Origin of the sequence: Caballeronia telluris (assembly GCF_001544495.1) — a bacterium.
GTDB lineage: Bacteria > Pseudomonadota > Gammaproteobacteria > Burkholderiales > Burkholderiaceae > Caballeronia > Caballeronia telluris.
On the sequence record NZ_FCNZ02000076.1, the window covers coordinates 1 to 6,914 of the forward strand.

At 56.8% G+C, this 6,914-nt stretch carries 5 protein-coding genes and 2 pseudogenes; 5 read left to right on the forward strand and 2 right to left on the reverse strand.

Annotation, left to right across the window (positions count from 1 at the left end):
* Positions 1-203, forward strand: a 203-nt coding sequence (locus AWB66_RS34755; RefSeq protein WP_235021346.1) for a hypothetical protein, incomplete at its 5' end; no start/stop codon positions are given.
* Here AWB66_RS34755 and AWB66_RS31760 read toward each other — a convergent pair.
* On the reverse strand, positions 193-1,218 hold the full coding sequence (locus AWB66_RS31760; protein ID WP_087633957.1) for an IS30 family transposase: 1,026 nt from the start codon (positions 1,216-1,218) through the stop codon (positions 193-195). The genes AWB66_RS34755 and AWB66_RS31760 overlap by 11 nt on opposite strands.
* Positions 1,219-1,798: 580 nt before the next feature.
* Between AWB66_RS31760 and AWB66_RS34760 the strand changes: the two are divergent.
* Positions 1,799-2,068 (forward strand): annotated as a pseudogene (locus AWB66_RS34760) (tyrosine-type recombinase/integrase); the annotation flags it as partial.
* Positions 2,069-2,469: 401 nt separating this feature from the next.
* Positions 2,470-2,544: pseudogene (locus AWB66_RS35045) on the forward strand (tyrosine-type recombinase/integrase); the annotation flags it as partial.
* Positions 2,545-2,745: 201 nt separating this feature from the next.
* Here the strand turns inward: AWB66_RS35045 and AWB66_RS31770 are convergent.
* Positions 2,746-3,573, reverse strand: a complete 828-nt coding sequence (locus AWB66_RS31770) for a TauD/TfdA family dioxygenase (protein WP_159462990.1) — start codon at positions 3,571-3,573, stop codon at positions 2,746-2,748.
* A 438-nt stretch (positions 3,574-4,011) separates the two neighbouring features.
* Here AWB66_RS31770 and AWB66_RS31775 point away from each other — a divergent pair, with 438 nt between their 5' ends.
* Together AWB66_RS31775 and AWB66_RS31780 are read left to right on the forward strand one after the other, a co-directional pair.
* Entirely contained in the window at positions 4,012-4,926 is a 915-nt protein-coding gene (locus AWB66_RS31775) for a hypothetical protein (RefSeq protein WP_125469875.1), read from the forward strand.
* Between the two features lie 8 nt (positions 4,927-4,934).
* Positions 4,935-6,881, forward strand: a complete 1,947-nt coding sequence (locus AWB66_RS31780; protein WP_087633960.1) for a UvrD-helicase domain-containing protein — start codon at positions 4,935-4,937, stop codon at positions 6,879-6,881.
* Positions 6,882-6,914 lie beyond the last annotated feature (33 nt).

Below are 6,914 nucleotides of genomic sequence, written 5' to 3' on the forward strand. Positions count from 1 at the left end.
CACCCTGTGATTATCGGATCGTGCCGCCGATCATCACAGCTACTTTCCATAATCAACGACTTGGCATAATCGGCCTTTGCAGTCGTTCAGCAACCGACGCTCTTCAGGCGGCTGAACGACGCTATGCGGCCGTTCGCACAAGCGCCAACGAAGATAGAGAGGGCGGTTTCAAGCCGAAGTGCAACAGCGGGGTTAATGTTTAGCGTTTTGAGGTTGGCTTGCTGAGGCGAGCGTGGCGGCGAAGACCTCGAGCGGCGAATAGAACGCGTGGGTTGCGCGCGGCCGGTTGTTCAGGCTGTCGGCGATAGCATCGAGTTCGTCCTGTGTGTAGACCGAGAGGTCGGTTCCTTTGGGCAAGTATTGTCGCAGCAAGCCGTTGGTGTTTTCACATGTGCCGCGTTGCCAGGGGCTATGGGGGTCACAGAAGTACACGCGCACGCCGGTGGCCGCGGCGAGTTCCTGATGGCGCGTAAGTTCCTTGCCTTGGTCATAAGTGAAGCTCTGGCGCAGGGGTTCAGGAATCGAGTTGAGTTTGGCGGAGAAGCCGGCCAGAGCTGAGGCGGCGGTTGCATCTTCCATCTTGGCAAGCAGCACCAGGCGGCTGGTGCGCTCAACCAGTACGCCAACCGAGGATTGATTGCCGGCGCCTTTGATGAAATCGCCTTCCCAATGCCCAGGCAGCAGGCGGTCCTCGATTTCGGGCGGGCGCACGTGGATACTGATCATGTCGGGAATCTGCCCGCGTCGGTCTGTGCCGCGCGTGCGCGACATGCGGTTGTTGTGGCCGTGGCGCAGGCAGGCAATCAACTGGCGGCGCAATTCGCCACGCGGCTGAGCATAGATAGCCGTGTAAATGGTTTCATGCGATACGTGCTGGGTGGGGTCAGTCGGATACATCCGCCTAAGTGTGCCCGATATCTGCTGGGGTGACCACTTCCAGTCCAGTAACGTGAGCACAATCCGCCAGCGAACGCCTTGCGTGCAAAGCTTGGCGGGGCCGCGACCAGCCCTACGGCGGGCGGCGCACAGCGCTTGAGCTGGCACTGATGCGTAGCCAGCAGGAGAGCTGTTGCGCGTCAGTTCACGGCTCACGGTGGAGGGCGAGCGCCCGAGCATTCGGGCCATGGCCCGAATGCTCACGTCCTGCAATCGTAGGCTTGCGATGGCGAGGCGTTCTTCAGGTTGAAGGTGCTGGTATGAAGTAGTTTTGTCGGGCATTGCAACACCTTATACGAGATAAGTGTTGCACCTCACTTTTGAGGCCGCCCCGCCAAAGACCGCGTCGCGCGTACGCTCAAAGCAGTCAGTCGTGTCTGCCGTGGTATGCGGACCCGGCCGCTTCGCGATCAGCACCAGCGTCTGAGTCGAATGCTTAAGGGGCACTATGCCTACTTTGGCATCAGCGGCAATTTCGAGCGCCTGGCGACTCTGCGGAATCACGTCGCCCGCATCTGGCGTAAGTGGTTGTCGCGAAGGTCGAACGAACGCTCTATGCCATGGGTTGCCTTCATGAGAATACTCACCCTATTCCCGTTACCGCAGCCTCGGATTGTCCGTCGTTACGCCAAACCGTGAGCGAATCTGCATGATGAGGAACCGGATGCCTTAATTGGGCTCGTCCGGATCTGTGAGGGGTGAGGGGGGCGACCTCCTCGCCTACTCGGAGGCCGCCCCGCGTTCGCTGCATATTTCGCTTGGCCGAAGTTTCGGTGCGCGTCGAGATTGACGGTGCGGCACAAATTCTCCACGTGTTCGAGGGCATCTTCAACTTCGACATCCGTTGCCCGAGTGTCACGGTAGGCCGTTACCATCGCGTTGTACGCGTCAACTGCGTCTTGAATGTCTTGAGTGGCAGATCGAAAACGCCAAGCTGATATTGGACGAGTATCTGTTCCTGAGCCGTCTGTCGCGGTCTCCGCATATCTCAACGCGACAATACGCTCGAGTGGTACACCGGTGCGTCGCCGCGATTGGCCTTGATTCGACCGCTTACGGCACGCACACGACGCGCCGGACGAAAGCAACGTTGATCTGCAAACGGACGAAGAATCTCAGAGCCGTTCAGCTTTTTGCTTGGGACTAACAAACTCGACTATCTCCCGCACGGGACTATGTCCAATGTTCGCTGGGGAGCCCAGGCAATTGCGGACTTGCCGCGCGCGCTGGACATTAAAATTCTCTCTCGCAGGCCCTGCTGTCTGGATAGAGAAGACCGTGGAACCATCTTCGAGGCGCCAGTCTGCACCGTTGAACGTGCAACGATTGTGCACGTCCCGGCGCTCGACGGCTCGCCGATCTCGATGCGATACGCGGTTGAGGAATAGTTACTGGCCTTCGTGAAGAGCGTTTAGGCATAACCTATGTCCTGCGACGCAGGCCGCAAGGTGCCGCCATGCAGTCAGCGTCGTCCGTCAGGGTACGTAGTTCCGTTCGGGAGATAGTCCAGCTCTATTGCCAGCAGTCGATAGGATCGAAAGCACCGTTCGATAGCTCGGCATTGAGGTCGATGACGCGATCGAGATCTCCGAGCAAACCGAAATCTAAGTTCGGTTGCCGGCCGTGCAGCGAACTCTTCGTCGTAACGCGGCCGCGTTTGCCCAAGCTCCCGCGCCCTCTCGGCCAGGAGGAGTCACTCGCTGCGACGACCTTTGAACACTCGTCCGTATGCTTCGCTCCGACGACGGCGGCCATATGACCATCGATTATTCACATCGCATCGTCGGCCTTGCGTCGCAGCAGCATATTTTAAGGGAACAGTTTATGGGCCGAATCTTCGTAACGTTGTTGCGGATCCAGACTCGCTGTGTCAAGCCCATACGTCCTCAGCAGCCAGCGCGATTCGCCGCCGGCTTCACCCTCGACAGTCGTCCGGCCGTGCAGGCCAATGCGATTGTTGACGAGCAAAATGTCGCCCGGCGCGATTGCAATGCCATCTGCACGGGCCTTGCACGCCGCAGCAAATGCCTCAACAGCATCTGCTGCCGCCCCTTCCTCTTCATCTGCGCCTGCACTGCTGTGGCTGAAGCGGACCCACAACTTGCCCTCGACGTCAAAGAGAAGCTCGCCGCCGTCGACTTGGTGTTCCTCGCCGAGAATGCTCTCAGTCCCGTCGCGGAAGGTGCCTTGCGCCCGAATGATGAACTGTGGCTTCTTCAGCTCCGCAATTTGGTCGTGCGTGAGCTGCGGGAGAATCTCCGAGAGCGGCATCACAGTTGTTTCCGCATTCGCCGGGTTTCGCAGACCGGACAGGCAGACGAAATCCGGTGAGGGTGCTATACGCGCGTCTTCGTTATCGAACCGCCCACGCACCGGGAAGCTCACCGCGTCAGTATGACCGTGCATCGAGCTGCGGGACTTCTCCGGGAAGTAACCGTCACCCGGCATGATGACAAGGTTGACGAACAACGCGCCTGTGTTCTCGGAGCCGTACGACACGGTATCGAGGCCGAGCGTCGCAAGTGCCGCAATCGATGATGCCCGGGCCAGAAGCGTGCCTTCCGAGTTGGGCAGCGGCAGAAACGCTTCCGGTGTCGTCGGGAGCTCGGCCGCGTCAAACGCGTTGGGCAGGTGCATACACGCCTCTGTCCATGCTTGCTCTCGAAGAGCGGCCAGATCCGTACCTGTCCGCGTGAGCTCAGCACGAACGCCGGCACTCAGCTGTGCGCCGGTGGCGACCGGGTCCGCGAGGGACGCGCACGCTTCCTCAAATGCCATCCCCGCACGCCATTGGTGCACGGCCGCTCGGACAGCGGCGGAAAATTCAGCGTGAATCAGGGCGGCCCCCTCGTTTGATATATTGTTGATACATGCTTATACTAATAATAAATCATCATACTGTCCACCATGCGAGCCAAGATTCTGCCCCAAAGTGATGCCAAGCGCGCAGCCAATTTGTTTGCACAATGGGCTCAACTGATTTACGTCCTGTCTGCGAATGCGAAATTCCGTGCAGATGCTCGGGACTCGGCTGTGAGGTGTACCGTCAGACTCCCGAATGAGGAGGTTCTGGACGTGTCGGCCAGTTCAGCGGAAGCAGCGGCATTGGAAATGATGAGTACCCTCAATTCCAAAGTGCTGGATGCACATACAGAGACAGGTTGGGACGCGGAGTATCAAAAAATACTCGATAAAGGTATTGAGCCTACGGAGGCAGTCATGCATAGCGAATCTCAGCACCGCGCCAACGAAACGAGCCGTACGAAGGAGCGTCAGGACACCATCGGTGTCAGCAGCAAGAGAGCACTGCAGGTCGCTGTCGGCGAATTGGCAGACCTTCGGGGTGACTCAGTTGCAGCTATCGCTCGCGAGCTTGTGGCAGATGGATTTGAGGAATTCGAGAGAAGAAGTCGAGACGAAAGCCCCACCAAGCTGCTCTTGAGCTATGAGTTGAGGTTGAGTGCTCTTGACGGCGATGACACAGTTCAATGGATGGTGAGGTTGAGCCGTCATTTGTCTATTCGATTGAAGCTCACTGCCAAAGAGTATGGGAAATCCTCCTCCCAGCTTGTTGCGATGTGCATGGTCAATTCACTCTCGCGACAACAGCGTCTTGCCCGGTCGGCCGCAACTGAGACAGAACTCGTCTTGGCCCGCGCGGCTGTAGCTGGAGTCAAGGGACCAAAGGTGCGGCGACTGGCTGTTGACATTGGAATTGGGAATTACGCCATGCTTGTCAGTGGAATACTTGCTGGGACCATCGAGCCCCCTCCAAAACTGCTTGATGCAATATCAAAAAATCTGGATGTATCTCGTGTCGCACTCAAGCAGGTGCTCTGCGAATCTTTCGAAGAATCTGAAGTGCCCGCATTCAAGTCGGAAGAAGGAAAACCACAGGTGCTCCTAGAGCCTCAGAAATGGGAAGACGCGGTCAGGTCATTGGCATTGACTGATGCTGAAACTGCCAGACTCATGAAGTTCAAAGACTGACGTCATCAATGAACCCATTTGAGCGGGCACGTACGGAAGGACTTAAGGTCCGGCAGCAGTTGCTGAAGCACTGCTCGACGAATCTCCCAAGCAGCGTCGAATTGCTTTCGTTCGTCGAAGATGAGCTTGAACTCTGCGTTGAGAAAGTTCCTCCAACCTACGCTGCGCTGGGCGGTGGTGGTGCTGTCCTGCGAAGAAAGGAATGCTTTATCTACGTTCGAGACACGGTCACCGACAATGAACACGTGTATCTGGTCGCGCATGAGCTAGGACACTGGAGGCTTGACGCTGACAGGCCGGAATTCACCATAGCAGACCTCAAGGCGTTGATGGGCAATGAAGGAACGCCAGCAGCAATCAAAGTCGAAGCTTACGGTGCGCGAGAACGTCAAGAACTGCAAGCAAATGTATTTGCCCGGGAATTGCTGTTGCCTCGAGAGGTAGCGGCAACTCTGTGGCATCAGGGCAAAGGTCCTCGTGAGATTGCGCGGACTCTGGTGCTTCCGCTGGAGCTTGTTCGGCAGCAGCTACTCGATGCAGTGTTGTTACCAAAGGCAACACCAGTATCTCCTCGGGACTTGCCTTGTCCAAGCCCGGACCAGAAGTCCGCCGCAGAAGCTCCCGAGAGGTTCGTGAACGTTGTTGCAGGTCCGGGAACTGGCAAAACGACCACGCTTGTTCACAGAGTCAAATACCTCATTGAGCAGCGGAATGTAGACCCGAGTCGTATTTTGGTCCTCACGTTCACGAACAAGGCAGCCTTCGAGCTCATCGAGAGACTACGTGTTGCTGGTATCCAGCGCGCCGCTGACGTCTGGGCGGGGACGTTCCATGCTTTCGGGCTTGAATTCCTGCGGAAATACCATCAGCTTTTTGGTCTCGATCAAGACGTAATGGTTGCGGATAGATTGCATGAGACAACTCTGCTCGTGCGCAATCTGCCGACCATAGATTTGCAGTACTTTCTACGGGTTGAAGATCCTTACGACTGGCTTCAGACAGTCCTAAGATGTATTCAGCGTCTAAAGGAAGAACTGGTCAGCCCGGACGAGTATCGAAGGCACCTGCAGTTACTTGAGCCAATCTCCGATGAGCTGCAGCGCGAGCGAGCGGATATAGCCACGTTGTATGAGTTGCACGAACGTGTGCTTCGAGAAACAAAGATGGTCGATTTTGTCGACCTAGTTGCGAAGCCCGCGCTGCACATTCGAGATGACAGGGATAGCGTTGCGGAATTCGCAAACCGTTTCGAGCATGTACTCGTAGATGAGTACCAGGACGTCACCGAAGCAATGGTGGCGCTGGTGCGGCAGCTTGCCGTACGAGCAAAATCGTTATGGGTCGTGGGTGATGTACGTCAAGCGGTACATCATTGGCGGGGCGCATCTGTGCGAAGCTTGATGAAGTTCGAGCAATCGTTCAGGGGAGGCGGAGACACATCGACCGCGCGCAAGTATTCACTGGATTCAAACCGGAGAAGCTCGCAGGAAATCCTAGAGCTTTTCTCCGAAGCCGGGCGTGTTCACACATTGCAGGACGAACTACCGCTAGACGAGATGCATGCGGTCAATGGTAAGAGCTCGTACTTGCCGAAGCTGATTTCGTGCGTCGAGAGAACGGACATCGCGGAGGCAATCGCGCAGGAGGTTCTGGAGCGGAATCACGAAGGTATACCTTTTCGAGATCAGGCTATTCTGTGCAAGCGTAGTGCCGATATAGAATTCATGTCGGACTACCTGCGTCGGGCAGAGATTCCTGTATTGCACATCGGTGAACTGGCACAACGTCCAGAAGTGAAGCGTTTGGTTTGCCTTATGCAGCTCCTTTGCGAGCGGGAGCCGCGAGCTTTGGTCGGGCTGGCGAACGTGGCTGGTCTATCGATGCCGTGGGCGGATATTCTCGAACTGCTCGTGAAGCGCCCCGGAAATGTAGGAGACTTTGGATCTTGGCTGTAACGGGAGATTTGAAGAATGGAAAACGCAAGCAAA

Excerpts from the sequence above, each read along its gene's own strand:
- AWB66_RS31760 (WP_087633957.1), bottom strand. The coding sequence starts at position 1,218 with ATGCCCGACAAAACTACTTCATACCAGCACCTTCAACCTGAAGAACGC.
- AWB66_RS31770 (WP_159462990.1), bottom strand. The coding sequence starts at position 3,573 with ATGCACCTGCCCAACGCGTTTGACGCGGCCGAGCTCCCGACGACACCG.
- AWB66_RS31780 (WP_087633960.1), top strand. The coding sequence starts at position 4,935 with ATGAACCCATTTGAGCGGGCACGTACGGAAGGACTTAAGGTCCGGCAG.